Raw genomic sequence first — 22,315 nt, 5'->3', positions numbered from 1 at the left:
GTCTCTCCGTTACCTCACCGAGAAGCCGGCATCGAGGGGCCAGGCGGTGCCGGTGATGAACCTGCCCGCATCGGACACCAGCCACGCGACGGCTTCCGCGACGTCCTCGGGCTGCAGGATCTGTATCGGCAGGACGTTCTGCATGGCCGACAGCGCCTCGTCATTGGCTTCGAAAAGCTTGGCCATCGTCTCGTTCATCACCATGCCGGTCGCCACCCCCGTCGGGTGAATCGTGTTGACCCGGATCGAGTGCGGCCCAAGGTGGTTGGCCCACACCTGCATCAAACCGACAAGTCCACGTTTGGCGGCGGCGTAGGCCTGACCACCGGCCCGGTCGGTGCCGGTGGCCTTTAAACCAGCGCTCGAGCTTGTGATCACAATCGATCCGCCGCGACCGCCGGCGATCAGGGTTGGGATCGCCGCCTCGACGGTGTTCCACACGCCGACCAGGTTCACGTCGATGATGTCCCGGAAGATCTGCCGCCGGTTCGACCCTTCACTGAGGCGCACGATACCGGCGTTGGCCACGACAATGTCCAGGCGGCCGAACTCGTCGACACCATCGCTGACCACAGCGTCGACGGCGTCGCCGTCGCGAACGTCGGCTTGGCGGGCCACAATTCGCCGGCCTCGGTCCTCCACGAGCTTGACCGTCTCCTCGAGCTCGGCGGGCGTCGCGTTGGGATAGTCCATCGAGTCGATGTCGGCACAGATGTCCAGCGCGACGATGTCGGCACCTTCACTGGCCAAGCGGATGGCATGCGCGCGGCCCTGCCCTCGAGCGGCGCCGGTGATGAAGGCGACTTTGCCTTCGAGGTTTCCCACGGATTGTCTCCCTTGACGTCAGTCCGGCGAGCTGCCGGTGTGGATACGTGCCAATCTCAAACCTTCTTCGGAGTCGTCGATCTCGACGCTCCAGTTGCCGCATGAACAGGTGGCGCGGAAGTGTCCGTTTTTGGGAAGGATCGCCTGCCCGTCGCAGTCACCGCCGGTGTTGGCGATGCTCGCGAAGAATTCGAGCGGCTTCTCATGGAATGCGCTCTCGTCATCAGCCACGCCTGGTCACTCCTTCCGAACGTCGGCGGCCCGAAACACCGGCAGCATCCAGCCGTCAGCGATGGGCGAAAAGTCCACGTGCAGAGCCATTCCGATCGTCACATCGGCCGGTGCGATGTCGACGACGTTGCTGACGAGCCGGGCGCCCGGCGCGTCGGGGAGGTCAACCACCACGGGCACCACGATCAGCTCGGGTGCGCCGGGGATCCCGTGGACGACCGCGAAGCTGTAGACGGTTGCATCACCACTGAGCTGAACCCAGTTGACCGCCGTGGACTGACAGTTGGGGCAGAACGGTGTCGGGGGCAGCCGGAAGGTGTTGCATTCGGCACACTGTGGCGCGACCAGCCGCCCTTCCTTCGCGGCCTGCCAGAACGGTTCGGTGTCTTTGTTGACCGCGATCCGGACGTGTTCACCGGGCAGGGTGCTCGCCAGCGTGGCGGAGGGCGCGCTCATGCGGCGCGCCCCAGGATAAGGCCGCTGACCGGCAGGCTGGCCGGCCCTCCAGTAACCAACGCGAGCTCCGCGTCGGCCACTTGGTTAATCGCGGTGCCGCGCATCTGCTCGACCCCTTCCATGACGTGGGTCATGCCGATGATGTAGGCCTCCGACAGTTGACCGCCGTGCGTGTTGAGCGGGATGGAGCCACCGTTGTAGCGGATCGCCCCACTCTCGACGAACGCGCCGCCCTCACCCTTCGCGCAGAACCCGTAGTCCTCGAGTTGCATCACCACCATCGGGGTGAAGTGGTCGTAGAGCAGCGCCACGTCGATGTCGGCGGCGCTGATCCCGGCCTGCCGGTAGAGCCGGTCAGCAATCGGCTTGTTGCCCGACGAGGCGAAGTATTCGTCGGGCATGCCCATCCATGCGAATGCGCGTCCCCACTCCTTGACTCCACCGTGGGCGGCGGCGACCACGGGGACCGGCGGTTGACGGAGATCGCGGGCACGGTCCACGCTCGTCGTGATCACCGCGACGGCACCGTCGGTTTCCTGACAGAAATCGTAGAGGCACAACGGTTCTGCGATCATCCGCGCATCGAAATAGTCTTCGAGGGTGAGTGGCTCCCGGTGGATGGCCTTTGGCCTGTTCAGCGCATTGGCCCGCGTCGAGATCGCGATCTCGGCGAAAGCCTCACGCCGCGTGCCGTAGAGATGCATGTGCCGACGCGCCAACACCGACATCAGCTGGCCCGGGCCGAACAACCCTGACGGCTGCAGGAACGAGTTGATCGGATCGGGCGCCATCGCCGAAAACACCGACCCCAGACGCTGTTTCGACTGCTGCAACGCCATCACAGTGACGACCACGGAAGCATCCCCGGCGACAATGGCCGCTCTGGCCAGCCCGATCGCCCCCGCCGAACCACCGCCGCCCGAAGTCAGCGCCGCGGTGAATCGGACCTCCGGTATGCCAAGAGTTTCCACGAAATCGCCGGTGTCCATCTTCTCGGTGTAACCGGCACTCGCACCCGAGTAATAGGCGAAACCGTCGATGTCGCGCACGGACAATCCGGCGTCCGCGCACGCGGCGAGGATCGCCTCTCCGGCGAGTTCGATGATGGTCTTCGGAAGTGATGTGCCTCGCTTGTAGTAGGGCGTCGCACCGATTCCGACAATGGCGACATCACGCAGACCGTTCGAATTGCCCACCAGCTCAGATGCTTTCGGACGGCACGGGCGGGACGTCAGGGAACAGCTCGAAAAACGTGCCCTGGGTGATGCGCAGCCGTGTCTCATCGCTGACCCCGTCGAACAGCGTCTTCAACGTGTCCTGGGTGTGGCCGAAAGTGCCCTCCATATGCGGGTAGTCGCTGCCGAACATGACGTTGCGGTAACCCATGTGGTCGAAGGCCGCCACGGCGGTCTGGTCGTGCTGGAACGAAGCGTAGACCTGGCTGTACAGGATCTCCTTCGGGTTTCGGCTGAGCTTGGGCCGCACCGCCATATGGTGCTGGCGATACCCCTCCAGCAGGCGGTCGCCGAGGAACGGGACCCAGGTCGCACCGCCCTCCGAGATCAACACCTTCAGGTTCGGGTGCCGATCGAGCGCGCCGGAGGCCACCATTTTCATGGCGGCGCGTTGACCGGAGAACGTCGTCTCGGCGTAGTTCATGATGGCGCCACCCGGACCGCGGTACACCTGACCTGCGCCGCCGCTCACACTGTTGCCCGCCTCGACGGGTACCGGATCGGTGCCGATGTGGAACGCGAGCACCATGCCGGCCTCCTCAGCGGCGGCCCAAAACGGCTCCCACTCCTGACGGTGCCAATCCGGGGCACTCGGGTGCGGAGTCGTCGGCAGGAAAACGGCCTTGAAACCCCTGTCCGCCGCCCAGGACAGTTCATCCACCGCGTCGTCGACCACGAGCGTGGATACCTGCGCGGTGACGACGTAGCGCGGCGAGACGGCGGCAATCTCCTCGAGAGCCCACTCATTGCTGGCTCGCATGCAGGCCTTGAGCAACTCCGGCGTGCGGAACGTCGAGGCCCACATGCCCAGCGAGGGAAAGATGACCTCTCCCCATACACCTTCGATATCGAGGTCGCCGAGCCGCGCGCGGGCATCTCGCACCCCCTGCGGCTTCGAGCTCAACTCAGCGAAGGCCACCATCGCCGAGGAGGGGAGCTTTCGGCGAAAGATTTGACCGTCGACGTAGACGGTCTCGTATTCGCCGTCCGGATCCTTTTCCGATCGTGGGCATAGCTCGGCAAGTCCCTTCGGCAGCCTGGATTGCCAGAGGTCGTCGGGTTCAAGGAAGTGCGAGTCGCCGGAGTTCGTCCAGATCTTGGTCATGCGGTTCCTCCGCCGTGCGCTCGAAGCGTGAAAAATGAATTTTCACGAACGCTATGCGCTTCAGAGGTCGTCTGTCAACCACGGCGACCGAAATTGACACTGGAATCTGTGCTGAAAGTTGAGCTATCATGCGATGCACATCACAAGGATGCAGGCTAATGCGCTGTATTCCGAAAAATCGATTTTCGAAGGAGTGCCGTTCGATATGTCAGTCTCTCTGGGTTCGCCGACCGACTCGGGATTGATCGAACCGCTCGCCGGCATCCGCGTCGTCGACCTGTCCACCACGCTGCCCGGTGCCGTGTGCACCCAATTCCTGGCGGACTGCGGGGCGGAGGTGTTGATGCTCGAACCTCCCGGGGGCAGTCCGGTGCGCTCGCTTCGCGGTTGGCCCGCCTTCGGGCGCGGTAAACGCAGCCAAATCGTTGACCTCAAGTCCGGCTCCGGCGCGTCCCAACTGGACGAAGTGCTGCGCGACGCCGACGCCATGGTGACGACGTTCAGCGCATCCGCCCTCCTCGAACTTGGCATCGATTCGGTGGCCCTGTCGGCGCGTCATCCTCGGCTGGTGATCGCTCACATCACCGGATGGGGCCGTAGTGGGCCGTGGCGGGACTTGAAGGGTTACGAGGGGCTCGTGCTCGCCAAGGCCGGTCTGTTTCATGCCGTGCGCCGGATGGCGAATCCGCCACGGCCGTCGTATGTCTCCGTTCCCTATGCAAGCTTCGCCACGGGACACATTGCGGTGCAGGGAATCCTGGCCGCGTTGCATGAGCGCAACCGCAGTGGGTCCGGTCAGATCGTCGAGGCCGACCTTGTCCGTGGTGTGCATGCCATCGATGCGTGGAACTGGTTCGGCGAGATGGTCGGTATCCGGTGGCCCGAGGCCTACAACACCGTAGACGCCTGGACGGAGCAGGGTACCCCTCAGAGTCCGATGCTGTTGGCACTCTTGGCCGCTCCTACCAAGGATGGGCACTGGTTGCAGTTCGCACAGGTAAAACCGAATTTGTTCGCGGCGATGCTAACCGAGTTCGGGGTGATGGAACTTCTCGCCGATCCGAAGTGGAAAGGCTTTCCGACACTGGAAAGTCCGGAGCTGTACCGGGAGTTCTGGTCGATCCTGTTGGCGAAAGTCGGAGAGCGCACCCTGGCCGAATGGCAGCAGTGTTTCGACGACAACCCGGACCTGTGTGCCGAGTTGTTCCGGTCCGGGCCTGAGGTCTTCGGTCATCCTCAGCTGGTGTACGAGGGCCGGTCGACGCTCGTCGAGGATCCCGGGGTTGGGCTGGTCCGCCAGCCGAGCACCCTCGTTCACACCCAGAATGGCATGCTGCGCCGACCTTCTCCGGCGCCTCGACTCGGGAACGATGGAGGCATCTGGGCTGCCGATGAGTCCGTTGTCGAGGCCTCCGGTGACACACGTTCGGCGCCGCCGCTGACTGGAATCACCATCGTGGAGTTCGGCGAAATGTTCGCTGCTCCCTACGCCTCGAGCGTGCTCGCCGACCTCGGCGCACGCGTCATCAAGTTCGAGAACATCAACGGTGACGACATCCGGAACCTCCTGCCATTTCCGGAGGCGGCCGGCGCGAAGGTGATGCAGGGCAAGGAAAGTATCCAGGTCGATCTACACACCGAGGAGGGTCGGGCGGTGGCTCACCGGATCGTGGCGAGCGCCGACGTTGTGCTGCAGTCCATGCGGGCTGGTGCCGCCGACAAGCTGGGCATCGGTGTGAACACGCTGCATGCGATCAACCCCAACCTCATTTACGTGTCGGCGCCAGGCTACGGCGTCGAGGGACCCTTCGGTTCTCGTCCGGCCTATGCCCCGAGCATCTCTGCGGCCGGCGGGGTGGCGCTGACCAACACACCGGACGCCGCGTGCACGACCTCGAGTCTGGATGATGTCATGCACCACGTGCCGCGGGTTACGTGCGCGGGAACGTCACCGGAGTTGCAAAGCGATGGCGTGGCCGCCCTCGGCGTCGCTTCGGCGATCGTCACCGCCCTCGTCGGGCGCGACCGCGGCCGTCCGATCACCGATGTGCGCACCTCGATGCTCGCTACAGTGACGCATCTGCTCACCGACTGGGTCGTCGACTACACGGATGGTCCCGAGCCTTTAGCGCCCCGGCACGACGGCAGAGGACTCTCAGCGCTCTACCGGATCTACGACGCAAGCGAGGGACGCATTTTCCTGGCCGCGCCGCAGTCCAAGGAATGGCAACCCCTCGTGGTAGCGCTGCGGGGTTTCGGCGATCTCGGCGACCAACACCTGTCGACGCCGGCAGACCGGGCGGCTAATGATGACGAGCTCGCCCGACGTCTCGAGGCTGCATTCAGCAAGGAGTCGGCGGCGTTCTGGGAAAAACATCTCGGGGCGGCGGGCATCGGATGTGTGCAACTCTACGAGGGTGCCCCAGCACGGCTCATCCAGACGGATCCGCAGCTCGCGGCCGAATACACCGTTGCTGCTGTGAGTCCCATCTTCGATGAACACCTGCGGTTCTCGCCGCTGGTCGGGTTGAGTCGATCGGAGGTCAGGGCGCCCGGCGGATGCCTTGCCGGGCAGCACACTGCCGCCGTGCTGCGCGAGTTCGGATACGATGACGCGACAATCGCGAAATGGCAGGATGCCGGTGTAGTTCATTGTGGCTGACATTAAGACGCTCGATCGCTCATCAGAGCGGCAGCGCATCATCGATGCCGCCTACCGGTGTCTCGATCGCAACTCCGAGGAGTCGGCATCCATTACCGCGATACTCGAGGAAGCCGGGCTAGGGACGCGAGCCTTCTACCGGAACTTCAAAACCAAACACGATCTTCTATTAGAAATGTTCCGTAGGGATCGGGAAGCAGTGCAGGCGCAACTGCGCGAGGTCGTGGCGCGTGCCGAGACCCCAATCGAGGCCCTGCGGTCGTGGATGACGCACCTGTTCGAGCTTGTGTCGAATCCGCGCAAGCGCAAGAGGGTGGCCATCTTCTACTCGGAGGAGCTTCGGCGCACTCCTGGCTATAACCGCGAACTCGAAATCGTCATGGCGGCCGATCAGGCGTCAATCGCCGCGATTCTCCATCGAGGTAAAGCCGAGGGTATCTTCACCGTGTGCACTCCGGAGGTGGATGCTCGGTCGATACGGGCGGCTTTCGATGCCGCACTTCTCGACCGTTTTTATCAGAAGTCGACGGCAGATGCCGCCGACGAGGTCGAACATCTGCTGGGCTTCGTGCTGCGCGGTCTAGGCGCCGCTTAGCCTTTCAGTAAAGGAGCGAGCTTTGTGCAGATCGTCTGCACATGCCGGAGGGCCCACTCCTCGCGCATCCCGCCCAGCGACGCCCAGAAGAACACCGTCTCGGCGGGCGCGTCGCCAATCATCGCCCGGACCTTCGCCGCCATGGAATATGGTGTCTCACACCAGAAATAGTCGAGAACCCCCGCATCACGGCCGCGCAGCCGATCTGCATCGACCGGGCGAGGTCGTGGCCTCCCAGTGCCTTCCACCATGTGCTGACGATACGAATCAACCTGATAAGCAAGATGTTTGGATACCACGGGCCAGTCCGCCTCGGGATCGTCACTGACCCACCCCTGTACCGCGCCGGTCATCCTTGCGGCGCTTGGATTGTGCCCACCCGCGACTAATCCCGTCCGGTACGGCTCCCAGAGGCGGCCATCCGCGCACAGCAAGCGCTCACCAAGAAGTCCGGCCCGCCGCGCCCCCTGCGGTCCTTGATAACCCATCCAGATCGGTGGCCGGGACTGAACCGGCCCGGGCGTCACCCCACCGGGGCCCCACAGCCGTCGCACCTCGCGCGCGCAGGCATCGGTCTGCGCGTACCGGCGCTGCAGGCTCTTGCCGAACAGGGCGTACTCCGGTACCCGGTAGCCGGCACCCAGGCCCAGGTCGAGGCGCCCGTTCGAAATCAGATCGACCATCGCCGCTTGTTCAGCGATCTCGACAGGGTGGTGCAGTGGTGCGATCACGATCGCGGTGCCGACCCGGACCCGTTTGGTCCGCGCAGCCACCGCGGCCGCGAACGTCAGCGGCGCGGCGATGTAATCGTCGTCGAACAGGTGGTGCTCGGTGAGCCAGATTGAATGCGCGCCCAGGTGTTCGGCTTCCTCGCACAGCTCCAGTGCGAAAGCGTGCAGTCGCGCAGGATCCTGCCGCCACTGAAGTGGATTGCGGAGGTCGAAATATAGCCCGACGTTGACAGAGGTCGTTGACGACGGCATTTGTCCTCCGGACACTAGGATGCAAAATCATCTAACTATATTCCTCGAAGACACGTGCGACGCGGGGCCGCCGCGTCATGTGCTTCACTCATGGCGATGAAGTCGCGCGAACGCACGCCGCCATGGGCGGCTGGCGCCAAGACGGACCGGACTCGTGAGCAGATCCTCGAAGGGGCTCGCCTGACCTTCCAGGAACTCGGCTATTCGACCACGCGGGTCGAGCAGATCGCGAAGCGAGCAGGGGTTTCCCGTCCTACTTTCTACGTCTACTTCGCGACCAAGCAAGATGCGTTTCTGGCCGTCGCTGAGCGGTCCGTCCAGCAGCTGACCCGCATCCTTGAGGCGCTCGATGCGCTGCCGCAGCGGCCTGACGATAGTGACCTAGCCTCCTGGGTAGCGCAATTCTTCTCGTACTTTGACGATTTCGGCGCGTTCGCCACAGTATGGCGGCAGGCGGCATTTGCCGATCCAGGGTTGCAGAAATCCGGCTGGAAGGCGCAGCGGCGATGGGCGGCCCGTATCGGCCATAACATCGATCGCATCCGCGGAAGTTCGCTTGGCGACCCCGTCTCCCAGGGGCTGGCACTAGAAGCGATGCTCGAGTCGCTGTGGTTCTCCTCGACTGTGGATATGCCCGGAGGAAGGCGACATTCGCCGCACGCCACCGCAACCGCGATGGTCAGGGCGCTCATCACGAATACTTGACGCATCTGTCTAAGTATCGTAGTGTTCGATCATCTGGTCGGCTTGAGAGGTGGCTTGCTGTGCGTAAACCGATCACGGTGACCGACACCGAGTCAGAGGTGCGGATCCCGGCGTGGATGGCTCCGAGCGGTTGGTTCGTCGTCGGCTGGTCGCATGAGCTCACAACCGGTGATATCAAGCCGCTCAAGGTCTTTGGCCAGGAGCTCGTCCTCTACCGGTCGGTCGGCGGGCAGTTACGCTGCCTGGAGGCGACCTGCCAGCACCTCGGCGCGCATCTGGGTTATGGCGGCAGGGTGGTCGACGACTGCATCGTGTGCCCGTTCCACGGCTGGACTTGGGGGCCGGACGGGCAGAACGTGGCCGTGCCGGAAGGAAGGACGAGTAAACGACGTATCGAGCCGTGGCCCGTATGCGAGCGCAACGGCATCGTCTACCTGTGGCACGACGTGGCGGGTCAGCCGCCGGCGTGGGCGGTACCGGATCTGTTGGAAGATCTGCGCGATGAGTATCCGACGGGCGAGTTCTGGGACGTGGCGACCGCGGGCAGTGCCTTCGAGTACGGGGACCTGCCCATCGAACCACGGGTCGTCGCCGAGAACATCGTCGATCCCATCCATTTCCGCTACGTGCACCACACCCGCGACCTACCGACCCTGGTGGACTACGAAGTCACCGACGTCTTCTTCAAAACCAAGCTGCGCGTGCACTCTCGGGGTAAGCGCAAGGTCGACGGTCCTCGTCGGGAGGACACTGTGACGCTCAAACAGTGGGGCGTCGGGATGGCCTTCACACGGTTCTCCGGACGCGACAACACGCATTCGGTGATATCAGTTACGCCGGTGGATGCCCAGACCTCGACGCTGCGCCAGACACTTTTCGTCGAGAAGATCGATGGTGAAAGCGACGATGAACGCTCTGCCAGGATCAAGGCCATCGAGTCGGTGTTCCCCGAGGATCTCGCGATCTGGCAGCACCAGCGGTTCATCGAGCCGCCATCGCTGCAGACCCAGGAGGCCAAGCTGTTCCGCATGATGCGGAGATGGGCGCTGACCTTCCAGCCTAAAGCCGGCGAGTACGGCGGCCTCAGTCCCAGTCGCGCCGCCGACGCGGTTCTTTCGACCCACAAGGGTTAACGCCGCCGTTGCGCTGCGTCCACCGACGAAACCGCAGGGTCGTCGCGGATGCCCGGTCGGCCCGCATCAGGTGGTGCCACCTGGACTGTCCACTCGTGATGTCTCGGGATTTCATCGCCGAGTATGCGTGGGGCCAGTTTCGGAGTTCCTGGTCGGCAGGTGCGGAGCTGAGGGGATTCGGGTGAGGGCGAGGCACGATGGCGTCGCCTTCAGCCGCCAGTCGAGTCAGTTGCTCCTCGAGAATCGACTCGACAACCTCAGCCTTGGGCCAACCGCAGTACACCGCGAGTGCAAGATGAACTCGTCCGGCTCGTCGAGCGTGAACTGGCCTGTCTGAGGCGCCGCGTAAACCTGGTTCAACGAATCGTCACTCCTGCCTCGACTTTCAATTGGGTACCGGTGACGAAGCGGGCTTCGTCCGACAGCAGATACAGCACCGCATTACTGATGTCGACGGATTCGACCATGAAAACTGGCATCGCGTTCTGGAAGATCGGCGCCAGATCCTGACGCTTGTTGCCCAGCAGTTCCAGCAATTCCGGTGCATCGATGCCAGTGGGCACGCCGGTGGGGTGCACGGTGTTTACGCGAATCGAGTGATTGGCGAGCTCGTTTGCCAAGGCCATGCTCAAGCCGACAACGCCGTGCTTGCTCGCGGTGTAGGGGGTGTGCAGCGGAGTCCCTTTGATGCCCGCCGCTGAGCTGATGTTCACCAGGCTGCCCCCTCGTTCCAACAGGTGGGGGATCGCGGCCAGGCAGGTATTCCAGGTGCCAATCAGGTTGACGTCCAACACAACCCGCCAATCTTGGTCGGTCATCGTGTCCCAGGTTCCAATGGTCAGGACCCCGGCGTTGGCGACCGCTCCGTCGAGACCCCCGAGCTCTTCGGCGCCGGCGTTCACAACGTCCTGGATCAACTTGCGGTCTCGAACGTCGGCGTGAGCGGCATGCACCCGCCGTCCCAATGCCTCCACTTCCTTGACCGTGGTCGCCAGGTCTTCGGGCGAGCTCATCGCATAGTTGAGACTGTCGATCGGGGCGCAGATGTCGACGAGGATGAGGTCGGCCCCCTCCTCTCCCAATCGGACAGCGTGGCTACGTCCCATGCCGCGCCCGGCGCCGGTGACCAGGATGACTTTGCCGGTCATACGTCCCATCGAAATACCTTTCATCAGTAGTGGATTCGGGTTCGGTTCCGGGCCGAAGCGAATGAATCTCACCGCGAGGACTGCGCGGCCTTCGGTCAGGTCGTCGGCAGCGGCCCCGCCAGACCTCGTGGCGAGGTCCCATACAGCCAACTGAGCGCCTGGCCGATCTCCGAAAATTTCAGCGATGCACCGTCTTTGGCGTAATAGCGGCCCATGGACTCGGTGAACCCTTCGATACGACTGAGCTGATGGCCATTGACGCGCAGAATCTGGCCCGTCAGCCAACCGGACTCCGGCCCTTGCAGCCACGCCACCACCTCAGAACTGCGCGCCGGGTCAAGTGCCGGATCACTGGACTTTTCTCCGCCGAAGAAGTCCTCGCTGATCCGGGTAACTGCCAGGGGCGAGATCGCGTTGACTGCAACGCCGTAGCGGCGTGCCTCCATGGCCGTGACGACGGTGAGATTCGCGATAGCGGCCTTGGCGGCACCGTAGGCACTTTGTCCGACGTTGCCCCACAGGCCGGCGCCGGACACCGTGTTCACGATCCGGGCATCGATCTGGTTGCCGGCCTTGGACTGGGAACGCCAGTACTCGCACGCGTGTCTGGTAACGGCGAAAGTGCCTTTCAGATGCACCGCGATCACCGCGTCCCAGTCGTCCTCGGTCACGTTGACCACCATCGCGTCTCGCACAATGCCTGCGTTGTTCACCACGCCGGTCAGCGTGCCGAACGTGGAAACGGCCGCGGCGATCATGTCGGCGACGTCGCTCCACGAGGCGACCGACCCGGTGTGAGCGATCGCTTTGCCACCATTGGCCTCGATTTCGGCGACGACCTCGGCGGCCGGACCCGCGTCACCCGCGGAGCCGTCGCGGCTGACGCCCGGGTCGTTGACGACAACCGCGGCGCCATGCGCGGCCAGTGCTAGGCAGTGGCCGCGTCCGATGCCGCGTCCGCCACCGGTGACCAGGACGACGCGCCCCGATAGTGCTCCTTCAGTCATGGTTGCTCCCTTCATTCGCACAGTCCGCCGATGAGTCGCCTGCGCTGGTCCCAGTCGGCGCCGCGCAGGTCCGCGTGGCCTGATTCGGTGACGATGAGGTCAATGTCGTGCGCGGGTGTGGATGCCGGCCTGCTCAACCGCTCGACGAAGGGGGAGCGGCCGTTCACCGTGGAGGGGACCGCGATGATGGACAGGCCGCCCCGGCTCATGCTCGCCGCCGCGCAGTAGTCCGGATGTCCACCGATGCCGCCGACGATTTTCTCGCCGATTCCCTCGACATTGATCTGACCGAACGGATCGATTTCGAGCGCGGTGTTGACCGCGACCAATGGAATGCCTCGGGACAGCCGGGTGAGGTCGTGGGTGTAGTCGATGCCGTGCAGGATCGGCTTGCCGTCGGCCCAGTGGTAGAGCGCTTCGGTCCCGAACAGGTATGTGGCGCTGGGCATTGCGATGAGAAGTCCGCGCGAGTCGAGGTCCACGACGGCGTCGGTCAACAGGCCGGTGTCGATGTGGAGCGGCCGTTGCGTGCGGTTGAGCAGCGCGGTGCCCAGCTTGCCGGGGCCGTACTGCAACCGCGCGCCTTCGGGTACGAATCGCAGCACCGCGTCGGCCAGGGCTTCGTGAACCGCGTCGGGAACGACGCTGGGTATCTCGACGGGACCGTCTGAGGTATGGCCGATGAACTCAATCGCCTCGGTGGCCAGGGGCGGGCCGGCGTCGGCGAGCGGGGCGTTCGTGTCGGCGATTGCGAAAACGCCCGCACCGGCGTCGACGATCTCGCGTTGCCAAGACACCTCGGTGCCAAAATGAAAGCGGCCTGCCCGCTCCACCACGCGAGTGATGAGTATGTCGGGACGGAGCACACCTCTCACCAGCGAGGGGACCGAACTGAGCCGTGTCGGAACGAAACGTGCTGTCGGAGAGGCCAGTATGTTCCGCACGCCCCAGCCCGGCATGATCGCGACGACTTCGGCGAAGGCGTCGGACTCCAGCCCGTGCAGGGGCGAGGGCAACCAGCCGACGACAAGTCGAATCCCACCGATCTCGCGCGCCACCGCGCTGAGCGTGGCACACACCGATGCACCGTCGTCGGTATATCGCGGTGCGCCGACCCCGTCGCCGAGCGCCACGGTCATGCCCGGGCGCAGCTTGTCTCTCAGTGCGGCAGGGAATTCCGTCTGCAGTAAATCGGCGGTCACCGCGGCTCTTTTGGGAGACCCAGTATCCGCTCGCCGAGAATGTTGCGCTGGATTTCGCTGGTGCCGCCGAGGATCGTCTGCGCGCGTCCAACCAGCATGGCGCGGACCAACTCGGCTTCGTCCGAGTCGTCGCAGGGGTCCACGCAGACATCTGTGCCGAGCACTTCGGTGGCGAGGTCGCCCAGGTCGCGATCGGTCTCCGAGGTCATCAGTTTGAGAACCGAGAAGGCCGACGAGGACGTATCCCCTTCCGCGATCGCGCGCTCCCATGTGAACCGCAACAGCCACATTCGCGCCCACAGCTTCGTCATCGATTGGCCCAGCACGGGACTCAACCGATCGCGGTCACGGGCCGCCTGCAGCATTCGATCGAGCAGCTTGAACATTCCGACGGCGTTGGAACCCAGCGTCAGCCGCTCGCGGCCCAGCGTCAGCATGGCGATGGTCCAGCCTTGGCCCTTGTCGCCGATCAAGCAGTCATCGCTCAACTCGACATCGTCGAAGAAGACCTCGTTGAACTTGCTCTCGCCGTCCATCTGCCGAAGCGGCCGCACCGAGACGCCGGCAGCATCCATCGGAACGATGAACATGCTCAACCCGCGATGTGAATCCGGCCCAGTGCGGGCGAGCAGCAAACCGAACTGCGCCGAATTCGCGGCCGAACTCCAGACCTTCTGTCCATCTATGCGCCACCCCGACGCGGTCTTCTCCGCCTTGGTCCGGACGCCGGCCAGGTCGGACCCCGCACCCGGCTCGGAGAACAGCTGCGTCCAGACATGGTCTCCCAGTCGGATGGGCTCGAGGTAGCGTGAGCGCTGCTGCTCGGAACCGAACTTGATCAGGACCGGTCCGACCAGGTCGATGGCGGTGATCGCGAGCTGGCGGGGCACCCCGGCGCGAGCACACTCCTCGGCGAACAGCGCCTGATGGGCAACCGACGCGTCGGCACCGCCGAACTCGACTGGCCAATGCAGGCACACATAGCCGTGCTCGGCGAGGTACTTGTGCCACGTGCGGCCCGGCGCGATGTCCTCGGCGGTCGGCGTGGGGCCGTAGTTGCGAAGTCCCGGCGGTTTCGGCGCACCCTCCAAGAAAGAACGGAACTGCGATCGGAGCGCAGCGATGTCGCCCGTCGCGTCGCCAGCCGACGTCGAGGTGTGTGCCGTATTCGTCAAGGACCGATTCCATCGCGTTGAGGAGGATCATCCCCGGATGTGGCGGAGACTGAAACCAAATTCGTCAAACATTTAGTTATTTCGGAAGTGTAGCGGCAGGCTCGGCCCTTGGGCAAGGTGACTGCGCGGTACCGCTAGGAGGCCGGCGGGGGCGCGAAAAAGCGCAAACGAGCAGAGCTACCGCGATCGGCTAGCGCGACCGGGCCGGGCTTGCGGCGCGATCGCGCCCGGAAGGAACGCACGCAGCAAGCCCTCATCGCCGCCTACGTCGGGACTTCCCGGATCCTCGATGAGGCTGAACGCGATCCGAGCTACCCAGTGAGCCATTTGATGCGGCGAGACGTCGGTGCGCACTTCACCGGGTGTCGCCGTGGCGAAGCGAGCGGCTAGCCCTTCGACGATCTCGGTGCGCCACGCCTCCGACCGCTCTGCCGCGCGATGTGTACGGGCCAAATCATGGGGCGCTGTCATCGACAGCATGGTGGGGTTGCTGCGGGCGGCATGAAGCCCGGCCATCATGGCATTGATCAGTCGGTCGATGAACGGGCGATCTTCGGCGAAGTAGGGTTCGGCGGCCGCGACGACCGAGCCGGCCGCCCTGACGAAGCACGCCGCGAGGATGGCGTCCATGTTGGGAAAGTACGAATAGACGGTGGTGCGGTGGACGCCCGCCTTCGCGGCTACGTGTGTCACCTTGGTTCGACTTGGTCCGCGCTCAACGAAACACGCTTCGGCCGCTTCGATGAGCCGTTCTCGCGCATCGTCTTCCGTGAGCGGGAGGTCGGCGCCCCACGCCGGGGCGCGGTGCCTGTCCGTCCGCTTCGCCGCGTCGAGCGTGTTCATTTCGCCCCACCGCTTTCACCGTTGTGTTGACCGTAGGCTACATCACTCGCTAGTGTGCTGTGTGAACTACATAATCTAGAAAACTGTAGTTGCAGTCGGTATCGGACCGGCTATTCCGCCAAGCTGCGCGAATCGCGGCGGAGACCGACAGGACTCATCGAGGAGGACGCACTCGTGTCGACGCCAACAAAGACTTCGGTTGCCGAGAATTTCGACCACCACTCGCCGGAATTCCGGGAGTCGGCGCACGAAACGCTGGCCGCGATGCGATCGCGTTGCCCGGTGGCACATTCCGAGCAACATGGCGGGTTCTGGACGTTGCTCGACTACGAGTCAGTGTTCGAGGCCGCGCGCGACGATGATCTCTTCAATTCGTATCCGTCGGTGGGAGTGCCCGCGAGCGGTGCGCCGTTCCCCATCCTTCCGATCGAATCGGATCCGCCACTGACGCAAAAGCTCCGTCAGGTTACGGTCAAGGCATTCTCGCCGGGACAGGCCGAGGCGCTGCGGTCGCGCGCTCGCCGGATGGCCAGAGAGATGGTCAACGGGTTCATCGAGCGCGGACACTGCGACATCGTCGGCGAACTGACGACGCCTATGCCGGCCAAGCTGATTCTGCTCATGCTCGGCTTCGACGAATCAATGTATTTGCAATGGGTGCACTGGGTGCATTCGATGGTGCACGACCGCACGCACGACGAGGAGAAGGCCGGTGCTGCGGTCATGGAGATGTTCGGTGAGATCTACAAGAACATGACCGAGCGTCGGGAGAGCGGTGACATTGGCGACGACGTCTTTGGCCGCATTCTGGGCGGGCAGATCGATGGAGTCCCCATGGACGACACCCAGATCCTCATGTACACGGTGCTGATGATGCTGGGCGGCATGGACACCACCAGCGGGCTGACCGGCAACGTGCTGTTCGAACTGACCCAGCGCCCGGAACTGAGACAGCAGTTGATCGACGACCCGAATCGGATCAAGACGGCAACGGATGAGTTTCTGCGGCACTGCACACCGACCTTGGGATTGGCGCGCACCGTGTCGCGTGACGCGGAGTTCCACGGCAGCCGTCTGGAAGCGGGGGACCGGGCGATCCTGATGTGGGCGGCCGCCAACCGTGACCCAGCAGTGTTTGAAGACCCCGATACGATCCGCCTGGACCGCGAGAACAGCCAGAAGCACATGGCTTTCGGTGTCGGGATGCACCGCTGCCTCGGATCGCACCTGGCGCGTGTCATGTTCCAGGAAATGCTCGGCGAAGTCCTCGAGCGGCTCCCGGATTACCGCCTCGACGGGACACCCAAGCGTTTCGAAGACGCCGGTGAGGTCTGGGCCATGCGCGAACTGCCCATCGCCTTTACTCCCGGCCCACAGGTTGACCTCGGGGGCGAGCAGTGACCGTTCGCATCGAATTCGATGCCGCACATTGTGTCGGCCATGCGCTGTGCGCGGCCGCAGGACCAGACGTCTACCACCTCGACGACGCCGGCTACTGCATCCCGCCCGAACGGGAGGTGGGCCCCGAGTTCATCGACCAGGCCCGCCGAGGTGCCGACGCCTGCCCTGAACGAGCTATCACCATCGTCGAGCGTTCAGCCCCGGATTAACCGTGTGGGGGTGTACTCGAGGACTTCCTCGTAGTGTTGGTTGCGGACGCTTACGGTGCTTTCCACCATGCCGCGGTCGGGCTTTTTCGTCGCACGGGATTCGGTGATGGTGACTACAGCGTGCAGCGTGTCGCCGACGTAGACGGGCCGCCGCGCCGTCAAAGTCATCCCCAGGAAAGCGATCCCGGTTCCAGCGAATGCCAGGGTTTGTATCACCAGTCCCTCGGCGACGCTATAGGTCAGGGCAGCTGGCACCAGTCGACGGCCGTTGCTCTCGAGGACCTCTGACGCGTCCATGAAGAGTGGTTCAGTGAATCCCGCCCAGGTGACGAACTGGACGAAATCGGCTTCGGTGACCGTGCGGCTGCCGGTGCGGAAGGACAGGCCCACTGGAAGCTCATCCCAGGTGCGTCCACGGTGCAGGGGAGGTGCCTGCTCGGTCGTCGATGCGGGAACGGGATCGCTCATTGGTTTCTCCTCTCCTCATATGGTCGCGCGAACGGACGCGGTCCTACCTGTCCGCGGCAGCGCTGAGCTGACGGCCGATCACCAAACGCTGAATTTGGTTGGTGCCCTCGAAGATCTGCGTGATCTTCGCTTCGCGCATGTACCGCTCGACTCGGTAGTCACGGGTATAGCCGTAGCCGCCAAGCACTTGAACGGCATCGGTGGTCACCTTCATCGCGGCGTCAGTAGCCACCAGCTTGGCTACCGACGCACTTCGCGAATACGGCATGCGGGCGTCGCGTCGCCGCGCGGCGTCGAGGTAGGCCGCGCGAGCGGAGTCGACGGCGGCGGCCATGTCTGCCAGAACGAATCCAAGACCCTGATGGTCAATGATGCGCCGGCCGAACGTGGTTCGCTGCTGCGCGTAGGACACGGCCTGGTCCAACGCCGCTTGGCCGATGCCGACGGCGACCGCCGCGATGCCGAGCCGCCCACTGTCGAGCGCGCTGAATGCGATGGGGAGGCCTTGGCCTTCCTCCCCGATGCGCCGCTCCAGGGCCAGCTCGACTCCGTCGTAGAAGGCCGACGTGGTGGGCACTCCGTTGAGCCCCATCTTGTCCTCGGGCGGACCGAAGGTAAGCCCCGCCGCGTCCCCGGGTACGAGGAAACAACTGATGCCGCGCGAGCCTTCACCGGTACGAGCGAAGAGAGTGTAGAAGTCGGCCAAGCCGCCGTGCGTGATCCATGCTTTGGTGCCGGTGATCTGGTATCCCTCGACCGTTCGCACCGCTTGACATCGGAGGGCGGCGGCGTCGGATCCTGCGTCGGGCTCGGACAGACTGTAGGCGCCGATGGTGGCGCCACCGAGCATGTCGGGGAGCCACCGCCGCCGCTGGTCTTCCGAACCGAACGTCAGCAACGGATGGCACGCGAGGCTGTGCACGCTGACGGCCACCGCCACCGCCGCCCAGCGTGCCGCCAACTCTTCCAACACCTGGAGGTACACCTCGAACGGTTGGCCGCCACCGCCCCATTCGACGGGTTGCGACAGGCTCAACAGCCCCGCGTCTCCCAGCGTCTTGAAAACCCCTTCGGGATAGGTGTGTTCACGTTCGTGGTGATCGACGACGGGATCAAGAATTTTGTCTGCCACCTGCCGCACCAGGTCGATGAGGTCGTGTGCTTCCGGTGTCGGCAGTAGTCGCTCGACGGTCACGGTCTTCTCAAGCCTCCTCGCGGACTGTGTCAATCACGGCCATTCGTTCTACCTTGTTGATGGCTCGCGTGGCAGTCCCAGAAGACGCTCGGCAACAAGGTTTCTGATGATCTCTGAAGTCCCACCGGCGATTGTCAAGCAGCGGCTGAACAGGTAATCATGCGTGACCTCGGGTGCCTCGCCGGTGAGCAGAGCGGGCCTGGCGATGCTCAGCGCCAGCTCGGCCACACGCTGAGCATGTTCTGCGCCCACGATTTTGACGATGTTGCCTTCAACGCCCGGGCCCGATTCGAACACGGCGCGGGCGGCTTGGCGCATGTTGAGGGCAGCGATGCCATAGGCCTCGACGAGCAGGGCCCCAACCTCACGCGCAAGTCCGCGGTCATTTCCGCCGTGACGTCTCATCAGATCGAGTAAGGATTCGGCCTCCATGGTGACCGAACCGCCTCCGATCGAAACCCGCTCGTTGGCCAGCGTCGCCATGGCGACCGCCCAGCCTGCGTTGACGGCTCCGACGACATCGCGGTCGGTGACAAGAACATCGTCGAAGAACACTTCATTGAACAGTGTTTCGCCGGTGATCTCGGTGAGTGGACGAATGGTCACCCCGGGAGCGGCAAGATCGATGATCATCGCCGTAATGCCTTTGTGTTTGGCGGCGTCGGGGTCAGTCCGGACCGTGGCCAGGCCGCGCTGACAGTTCATTGCGTCGCTGGTCCACACCTTCTGCCCGGTGACCAGCCAGCCGCCGTCGACCCGCTTGGCGCGTGTAGTGACCGCCGCAGCGTCAGATCCTGCACCGGGCTCACTGAACAGCTGGCACCATCGCACGTCGCCTTCAAGGCTCGGCCACATCAACCGCTCGATCTGTTCGGGGGTGCCGTGTTGCAGCAGGGTCGGGACTACCCATTCGCCCAGGCCGAGGCTCGGTTTGTCCAGCCCGGCGAGCACCTCCTCGATCACCAGCTGTTCGGCGGAGTCGGCGGCGCGACCGTAAGGCTTCGGCCAGTGCGGCTGCAGATAGCCGCTTCGCGCCCAGAACTTTTGGCGGTCTTGATCTTTCGTCGTGGCGAGGTCGGCGCGAAACTGCTCCGCTGACTGCCGGTATTGCGCGGCCTCGGGCGGCAGGTCGACGGAATTGCGCCGGCGCAACCCCTCGCGTTGCATGTCGTACACCGCGTCACGAAGCACTGATTGATCGCCGAAGAACGCATTCAGCACCGTCGCGCGCCGGACGTACAGGTGGGCATCGTGCTCCCAGGTGTAGCCGATGCCGCCGAGTATCTGGACGGTCTTCAATGACACCCGTTGGTACGCTGGCAGCGCATGGCCCGCGGCCATGGCGGCCGCCAGATCGGCCTCCCTGCCGGTGGCCCGTGCCGCATCCCAGACGACACCGGTTGCCAGTTCGGTGTCAAAGAGCATGTTGGCGCAGTGGTGCTTTATGGCTTGAAATGACCCGATCGGCCTGCCGAACTGCTCGCGGGTGGCCGCGTAGGCCGTGGCCATTTCGGTGCACGCGGCGAGGCCACCGGCGGCCTCGGCGGCCACGAGCAGACGCAAGATCTTCATAGCCGGTGACGCTGCCCCGACGAGCGTGTCGGCTATCGGCGCCGACGACATGGCAATGGCTGCAATGGGTCTCATCAGCTGATCGATGCTGTCGGTGCGTCGAGCCTCGACAGAGTCACCCGCCGGGACGATCAGCACATCCGGTCCGGCCCACACCAGATACAGGTCGGCTCCGGGTTCGGCGAGCGCCGGGACGGCGTCAACCGACATGCGCGACGCGATCGCGATTGAATCGCCGGCGAAGGTTATGCCGGCAACGACATCGCCGGACACCAGCCCCGGCAACCAACGTTCGCGCTGTTCATCGGTACCGAACTGGGCAATCACCGATGACGCTGCGGCCGTCGGCAGGAAGGGGCCGCCGAGCGCGGCACGGCCAAGCTGTTCGAGCACGATGGCCAGCTCGGGCAGGCGATAGCCCTGGCCACCGTACTTCTCGTCGATGTGCATTCCGAGCCACCCGGTCGACACGATCTCTTTCCAGAGGGGATCGGTCGACCACCAACGGTCGGGGACATGCGGGTCGAGCAGGATCCGACGTGCGGAGGCGATACCTCCGCGCCCGGATACCAGGGCACTCGCCACCTCGGCGAGGTCGCGATGGTCTTCTGTTATCGCCAGCGGCACAGGCAACGCTCCATTCTTGGTTTCGACGTCAACGGCTCGTCGCTGGACCACGACGTGGTGGCGAAACCGGCAGTTGGTCGCAATCGGGTTATGGCTTAGGTGGTTTCAAACCAGATGACCAGGTCACCGCCGGTCGAGGTGTGTGCTGTATTCGTCCCGAATGGATTCCATCGCGTTGAGACGACGTGTCAACAGCGTGATTTCGGCCTTGTCATCGGAGTTGGCGGCGTCGAGCTGGCCCAGCCGCACTCGCGTGCGGCCGATCTCCTCGACGAGGCGCTCTCGTGCCTCGTCCTTGGTGAGCAGGTCCTGGTCCGTCCAGTCAGACAGTGGCAGCTGTTCGACCGGCTCGACGCCGTCGGCGGTCATGCAGATCGTGGAAAGTTGTACAGCTTGCGCGTGTTGAGCTCGACTATCTGGTGCACCTCGTCGTCGGGAACGTCCTTGAACGCCTGCGCTGCGCGGTCCCGGCTCTGCGGCCAGAACGAGTCCGAATGTGGGTAGTCGCACTCCCAGGTGATGTTGTCGATACCTATCCGGTGTCGCGCCTCGATACCGAAGTCGTCTTCGATGAAGCAGCCGTGGAAGTGGCGACGGAAGAGATCGCTGGGCAGCACCTCTTGGTTGATGTTCTGGTAGAAGCGGTGTTTGCGCCACACGCTGTCGCAGCGCTCCAGGATGTAGGGGATCCAGCCGATGCCGCCTTCAGATAGCCCGACCTTGAGCTTCGGATGCTTGTGCAGCGCTTGGGAGAACAGCCAGTCCGTCAACGCGCCCATGCTGATGGTCCCCATCAGCACGATGAAGACCGCAAACGGTGCGTCCGAAGCGATCGGCGGGGGAAAGCCGCCGGAGCCGAAGTGCTGCGCCAGCACCAAGTCGGTCTCCTCGAACGCCGACCACAACGGGTCCCAGTGATCGCTGTGCAGCGACGGCAGCCCGAGCCGATCCGGCAGGTCGGGGAAGCTGACGCACTTGGCACCCTTGGCGGCCATCCGGTGAAGTTCCTTGATGCTCGCGTCGAGGTCCCAGAACGGCAGGATCGCGACGGGCACGAACCGGTCCGGCGCGGTCGCCGCCCACTCGTCGATGTGAAAGTCGTTCCAGGCTTGGGAGCACAGCAGCGCGAGTTCTTTGTCCTCGCCCTCGGCGAAGACCGCGCCGGCGAACCGGGGGAAGGACGGAAAACACGTCATCGCCTGCACGCCATCGATGTCCATGTCGGCCACCCGCGCCTTGGGGTCGTAGCAGCCCGGAATCATGTCGTCGTAGCGGACCGGTTCGATGCCATACTCCTCGGGCTTCTTGCCCGCCACCGCGTTGAGTCCGATGTAAGGGTAGATCCGGCCTTCGTATTCCCATACCTGACACATCTGGCCAGTGTCGGGACGCTCCCACTCGATGATCTTCGGACCCGCTCCCAGGTATTTCTGGGGAAGGCGGTCGCTCCACACCTTGGGGTGCTCGATCAGGTGGTCGTCTACGGAGATCAGTTGCATCCAGGGCTGCAGCGGCATCGGTGCTTCCTTGCGCTTCGA

General features: G+C 64.1%; 22 protein-coding genes. 6 read left to right on the top strand and 16 right to left on the bottom strand.

What is annotated here, in order from left to right; translation table 11 throughout:
* Positions 1–9: 9 nt before the first annotated feature.
* From A5706_RS25120 to A5706_RS25100, 5 genes are read right to left on the bottom strand one after another with little or no spacing between them, the layout of a single operon-like run.
* The gene (locus A5706_RS25120) at positions 10–825 is read right to left on the bottom strand and encodes a mycofactocin-coupled SDR family oxidoreductase (RefSeq protein ID WP_068136920.1); all 816 of its coding nucleotides are present in this window, start codon (positions 823–825) and stop codon (positions 10–12) included.
* An 18-nt stretch (positions 826–843) separates the two neighbouring features.
* Positions 844–1,056, bottom strand: coding sequence for a hypothetical protein (locus A5706_RS25115; protein ID WP_068136915.1), 213 nt, complete (start codon positions 1,054–1,056; stop codon positions 844–846).
* A gap of 6 nt (positions 1,057–1,062) precedes the next feature.
* Positions 1,063–1,512: a Zn-ribbon domain-containing OB-fold protein gene (locus A5706_RS25110; protein WP_068136913.1), complete on the bottom strand. Its 450-nt coding sequence runs from the start codon at positions 1,510–1,512 to the stop codon at positions 1,063–1,065.
* Entirely contained in the window at positions 1,509–2,708 is a 1,200-nt protein-coding gene (locus A5706_RS25105; RefSeq protein WP_068136911.1) for a thiolase, read from the bottom strand. The genes A5706_RS25110 and A5706_RS25105 overlap by 4 nt, the downstream gene beginning before the upstream one ends.
* Before the next feature lie 4 nt (positions 2,709–2,712).
* Entirely contained in the window at positions 2,713–3,852 is a 1,140-nt protein-coding gene (locus A5706_RS25100) for an amidohydrolase family protein (protein WP_068136908.1), read from the bottom strand.
* Between the two features lie 205 nt (positions 3,853–4,057).
* On the opposite strand from A5706_RS25100, the gene A5706_RS25095 reads away from it, so the two are divergent.
* Both A5706_RS25095 and A5706_RS25090 read left to right on the top strand, forming a co-directional pair.
* Positions 4,058–6,514, top strand: a complete 2,457-nt coding sequence (locus A5706_RS25095; protein ID WP_068137052.1) for a CoA transferase — start codon at positions 4,058–4,060, stop codon at positions 6,512–6,514.
* Entirely contained in the window at positions 6,507–7,109 is a 603-nt protein-coding gene (locus A5706_RS25090; protein ID WP_068136905.1) for a TetR/AcrR family transcriptional regulator, read from the top strand. Before A5706_RS25095 ends, A5706_RS25090 begins: the two co-directional genes overlap by 8 nt.
* Here the strand turns inward: A5706_RS25090 and A5706_RS25085 are convergent.
* Positions 7,106–8,092 (bottom strand): LLM class flavin-dependent oxidoreductase, encoded by a 987-nt coding sequence (locus tag A5706_RS25085; RefSeq protein WP_068136902.1) that lies wholly within the window; start codon positions 8,090–8,092, stop codon positions 7,106–7,108. The genes A5706_RS25090 and A5706_RS25085 overlap by 4 nt on opposite strands.
* Before the next feature lie 96 nt (positions 8,093–8,188).
* Between A5706_RS25085 and A5706_RS25080 the strand changes: the two genes are divergently transcribed.
* Positions 8,189–8,797, top strand: coding sequence for a TetR/AcrR family transcriptional regulator (locus A5706_RS25080; protein ID WP_231985405.1), 609 nt, complete (start codon positions 8,189–8,191; stop codon positions 8,795–8,797).
* A 77-nt stretch (positions 8,798–8,874) separates the two neighbouring features.
* Positions 8,875–9,930, top strand: coding sequence for a Rieske 2Fe-2S domain-containing protein (locus A5706_RS25075; RefSeq protein ID WP_231985404.1), 1,056 nt, complete (start codon positions 8,875–8,877; stop codon positions 9,928–9,930).
* A 356-nt stretch (positions 9,931–10,286) separates the two neighbouring features.
* On the opposite strand, the gene A5706_RS25070 is transcribed toward A5706_RS25075, so the two are convergent.
* The 5 genes from A5706_RS25070 to A5706_RS25050 form a co-directional block, all read right to left on the bottom strand.
* The gene (locus A5706_RS25070) at positions 10,287–11,087 is read right to left on the bottom strand and encodes a mycofactocin-coupled SDR family oxidoreductase (RefSeq protein ID WP_082964609.1); all 801 of its coding nucleotides are present in this window, start codon (positions 11,085–11,087) and stop codon (positions 10,287–10,289) included.
* An 86-nt stretch (positions 11,088–11,173) separates the two neighbouring features.
* Entirely contained in the window at positions 11,174–12,085 is a 912-nt protein-coding gene (locus tag A5706_RS25065; protein ID WP_068136892.1) for an SDR family NAD(P)-dependent oxidoreductase, read from the bottom strand.
* A gap of 11 nt (positions 12,086–12,096) precedes the next feature.
* Positions 12,097–13,287, bottom strand: coding sequence for an acetyl-CoA hydrolase/transferase C-terminal domain-containing protein (locus A5706_RS25060; protein ID WP_068136882.1), 1,191 nt, complete (start codon positions 13,285–13,287; stop codon positions 12,097–12,099).
* Positions 13,284–14,462, bottom strand: a complete 1,179-nt coding sequence (locus A5706_RS25055; RefSeq protein WP_068136879.1) for an acyl-CoA dehydrogenase family protein — start codon at positions 14,460–14,462, stop codon at positions 13,284–13,286. Before A5706_RS25055 ends, A5706_RS25060 begins: the two co-directional genes overlap by 4 nt.
* A 177-nt stretch (positions 14,463–14,639) precedes the next feature.
* Positions 14,640–15,305: a TetR/AcrR family transcriptional regulator gene (locus A5706_RS25050; protein WP_068136872.1), complete on the bottom strand. Its 666-nt coding sequence runs from the start codon at positions 15,303–15,305 to the stop codon at positions 14,640–14,642.
* A 264-nt stretch (positions 15,306–15,569) separates the two neighbouring features.
* Between A5706_RS25050 and A5706_RS25045 the strand changes: the two genes are divergently transcribed.
* On the top strand, positions 15,570–16,706 hold the full coding sequence (locus A5706_RS25045; protein ID WP_082964608.1) for a cytochrome P450: 1,137 nt from the start codon (positions 15,570–15,572) through the stop codon (positions 16,704–16,706).
* Positions 16,703–16,915, top strand: a complete 213-nt coding sequence (locus A5706_RS25040; protein ID WP_068136865.1) for a ferredoxin — start codon at positions 16,703–16,705, stop codon at positions 16,913–16,915. Before A5706_RS25045 ends, A5706_RS25040 begins: the two co-directional genes overlap by 4 nt.
* On the opposite strand, the gene A5706_RS25035 is transcribed toward A5706_RS25040, so the two are convergent.
* The 5 genes from A5706_RS25035 to A5706_RS25015 all read right to left on the bottom strand — a co-directional run bounded on the left by A5706_RS25035 (position 16,901) and on the right by A5706_RS25015 (position 22,294).
* Positions 16,901–17,383, bottom strand: coding sequence for a MaoC family dehydratase N-terminal domain-containing protein (locus A5706_RS25035; protein ID WP_068136862.1), 483 nt, complete (start codon positions 17,381–17,383; stop codon positions 16,901–16,903). The two genes, A5706_RS25040 and A5706_RS25035, sit on opposite strands and share 15 nt — an antisense overlap.
* Before the next feature lie 43 nt (positions 17,384–17,426).
* Complete coding sequence (locus A5706_RS25030) at positions 17,427–18,578, bottom strand: acyl-CoA dehydrogenase family protein (RefSeq protein WP_068136859.1); 1,152 nt, start codon at positions 18,576–18,578, stop codon at positions 17,427–17,429.
* A gap of 48 nt (positions 18,579–18,626) precedes the next feature.
* On the bottom strand, positions 18,627–20,777 hold the full coding sequence (locus A5706_RS25025) for an acyl-CoA dehydrogenase (protein WP_156767320.1): 2,151 nt from the start codon (positions 20,775–20,777) through the stop codon (positions 18,627–18,629).
* Positions 20,778–20,900: 123 nt separating this feature from the next.
* Positions 20,901–21,146 (bottom strand): hypothetical protein, encoded by a 246-nt coding sequence (locus A5706_RS25020; protein ID WP_068136855.1) that lies wholly within the window; start codon positions 21,144–21,146, stop codon positions 20,901–20,903.
* The gene (locus A5706_RS25015; RefSeq protein WP_156767318.1) at positions 21,143–22,294 is read right to left on the bottom strand and encodes an amidohydrolase family protein; all 1,152 of its coding nucleotides are present in this window, start codon (positions 22,292–22,294) and stop codon (positions 21,143–21,145) included. The genes A5706_RS25020 and A5706_RS25015 overlap by 4 nt, the downstream gene beginning before the upstream one ends.
* Between the last annotated feature and the right edge of the window lie 21 nt (positions 22,295–22,315).

It is taken from the genome of Mycobacterium sp. E796, from assembly GCF_001672815.1.
In the GTDB taxonomy this organism is placed as follows: domain Bacteria; phylum Actinomycetota; class Actinomycetes; order Mycobacteriales; family Mycobacteriaceae; genus Mycobacterium.
This window is presented reverse-complemented; position numbering and strand designations above follow the sequence as displayed.